Below are 2,500 nucleotides of genomic sequence, written 5' to 3'. Positions count from 1 at the left end.
TGCTGCGCGGCTTGATCGGCGCTGCCGGTGGCTCCGCGACTTCCGCTGCAGTCGTCGCGGCCGGCGCACTGCTGGCAGCCACCTGCTCGATGACTTCGGGCGCATCGTTGCCCAGCGCTTCCAGATAGGTGAACTTCGAGCAGGCGTTGACGAAGGCCAAGGGCGTCTTCTGCTCGCCGAAGCCATATACCTTCACACCGTCAGTGAGGATGCGCATCACCAGCGGGGTGAAGTCGGCATCGCTGGAGACAATCGCAAAGCCGTCCAGGTTGCGCGCGTACAGCAGGTCCATCGCATCCACGACCATCGCCATGTCCGAGGCATTCTTGCCCTTGGAATAGGCGAACTGCTGGATCGGCCGGATCGCGAACTCATGCAGCACGCTTTCCCAACCCTTCAAGCGCGGGTTCTTCCAGTCGCCGTAGGCACGGCGCACATTGGCCACGCCGAAGGCGGCCACTTCCACAAGAATCTCGTCGATCTTCGATGACGGCGCGTTGTCAGCGTCGATCAACAACGCGATACGCTTTTCGGGCTCAGACACGGGGTGACTCCATGGCGGCAAGCTGACCGCCAGTATCGGTCATCGCTGTTTCAAAGCACATCAATGCGATGATATGCGCTGACAACCCGCCCCCACGGCCGGTGCACCGGCCACACCGGAGTACGTCATGCCGCAACACCCGCACCTTGTCGTCATCGGCGGAGGCTTCGCCGGGCTCTGGACCAGCCGAGCGCTGGCCGATGCACCCTTGCGCATCACCTTGGTCGATCGCCGCAACCACCACCTGTTCCAGCCCTTGCTGTACCAGGTCGCCACCGCCGGCCTGTCGTCGCCGGATATCGCCGCACCGTTGCGACATATCCTCGGCAGGCAGCGCAACATCGAGGTGCGGTTGGGTGAAGTGGTCTCCATCGACAAACATGCCAAGCACGTGCAACTCGGCGATGGCAGCCAGATCGCTTACGACATGCTGCTGGTCGCCAGCGGCGCCACCCATGCCTACTTCGGCCACGACGAATGGGCCGCCGACGCGCCCGGCCTGAAGACGCTGGACGACGCGCTTTACCTGCGCCGCAAGCTGCTGCTGGCCTTCGAACGCGCCGAAGCCGAACCCGATCCGGCCAGGCGCGCCGCATGGCTGAGTTTCGCCATCGTTGGCGGTGGTCCTACCGGCGTGGAGCTGGCCGGCACGCTGGCCGAAATCGCGCGCCACACGCTGAAGAACGAGTTCCGCCATATCAATCCGGCCGACGCCAAGGTCCGCCTGGTTGAAGCCGGACCGCGGGTGCTGTCCTCCTTCCCGGAAGTGCTGTCACTGAAGGCGCGCCGCCAGCTGGAAAAGCTGGGTGTGGAAGTACTGACCGGCACCGCCGTCAGCCATATCGACGGACAGGGCTTCCAACTGGGCGACACCCACGTGCCTGCGCGCACGGTGGTGTGGGCAGCCGGTGTGGCCGCCTCACCGCTGGCACGCACACTGGACGTACCACTGGATCGCGCCGGCCGCGTACAGGTGGAACCGGACCTCACCGTTCCCGGCCACCCGGAGATCTTCGCCGGTGGCGATCTGGTCGCGCTGATGCAGGCCAATGGCCGCCCGGTGCCGGGCGTGGCGCCTGCCGCCAAGCAGATGGGCAAGTACGTGGCGCAGGTGATCCGCGCGCGTCTTGATGGCAAGCCTGCGCCGGCGCCATTCCGCTACAACGACCAGGGCAACCTGGCCACCATCGGCCGCATGGCGGCGATCGTGCATGTCGGCAAGCTGCAGCTGTCCGGTTTGCTGGCCTGGTGGTTTTGGCTGGCCGCGCACGTGTTCTTCCTGATCGGTTTCCGTAACCGCCTGGTGGTGCTGCTGAACTGGGCGGTAGCGTATTGGAGCTACCAGCGCAGCGCGCGCATCATCCTCGGCGATGCCGACGAGGACGATGGCAAGGAACCTGCGGGCTGATCACGACCGCGCCAGCGGCAATCAGCTGTTGCCGTTGGCGAACTGCTCGAATACTTCGCGCCCGGTGAGCGTGGGTGTCTGGTTGGCCAGTTCGTAGTACGACGGCTTTTCGTCGATGAAGATCTGGCTGGCCAGTTCGAACGCTTGTTCCTGGAACAAGCCGGCCGGCACGAAGTATTCGCCGTCCGGCACCAACCGGTAATACAGGTGCGTGCCGCACTGTGAGCAGAAGCCGCGCTCGGCCCAGTCGGAGGAACGGTAGGTCTTCAACGCGCTGCCGATGACCTGCACCTGGTCATCGCAATGCACCGCGAACAGCGGCCCACCGGACCAGCGCCGGCACATGCTGCAATGGCATAGACCGATTTCGGAATGCTCATTGGCGATCACTTCGACCGCACCGCACAGGCAGTTCCCTTTCATCACCAGCTCCATCTGCAAGAGGAATGCCGAATCTACACGGGAAAGATCACCGGTAGTGCCGAGCCATGCTCGGCAGGGGCTCCATGCACGGACCAACCGCCGCCGGCAAGGCCCCTGCCGAGCAT

At 64.6% G+C, this 2,500-nt stretch carries 3 protein-coding genes (1 of these 3 cut by a window edge); 1 reads left to right on the top strand and 2 read right to left on the bottom strand.

The genetic code is table 11. The features are described from left to right. Positions 1 to 544 carry the 5' portion of an NYN domain-containing protein gene (locus QMX78_RS20600; RefSeq protein ID WP_282273145.1) on the bottom strand. 260 nt of this gene lie to the left of the window's left edge, so 544 of the gene's 804 nt are visible here — the first part of the coding sequence; the start codon lies at positions 542 to 544; its stop codon lies beyond the left edge, outside the window. Positions 545 to 671: 127 nt separating this feature from the next. Here QMX78_RS20600 and QMX78_RS20595 point away from each other — a divergent pair, with 127 nt between their 5' ends. Continuing rightward, positions 672 to 1,952 (top strand): NAD(P)/FAD-dependent oxidoreductase, encoded by a 1,281-nt coding sequence (locus QMX78_RS20595; RefSeq protein WP_282273143.1) that lies wholly within the window; start codon positions 672 to 674, stop codon positions 1,950 to 1,952. A gap of 21 nt (positions 1,953 to 1,973) precedes the next feature. Here QMX78_RS20595 and QMX78_RS20590 read toward each other — a convergent pair whose 3' ends face one another. After that, a complete protein-coding gene (locus QMX78_RS20590) occupies positions 1,974 to 2,375 on the bottom strand; it encodes a GFA family protein (protein WP_282273142.1) in 402 nt (133 codons plus the stop codon). Positions 2,376 to 2,500 lie beyond the last annotated feature (125 nt).

The sequence above is a fragment of the Stenotrophomonas sp. PS02298 genome (genome assembly GCF_029959445.1).
Taxonomy (GTDB): domain Bacteria; phylum Pseudomonadota; class Gammaproteobacteria; order Xanthomonadales; family Xanthomonadaceae; genus Stenotrophomonas.
Note: the sequence above shows the minus strand (reverse complement) of the source record. Positions and strands in the feature narration are given on the sequence as shown.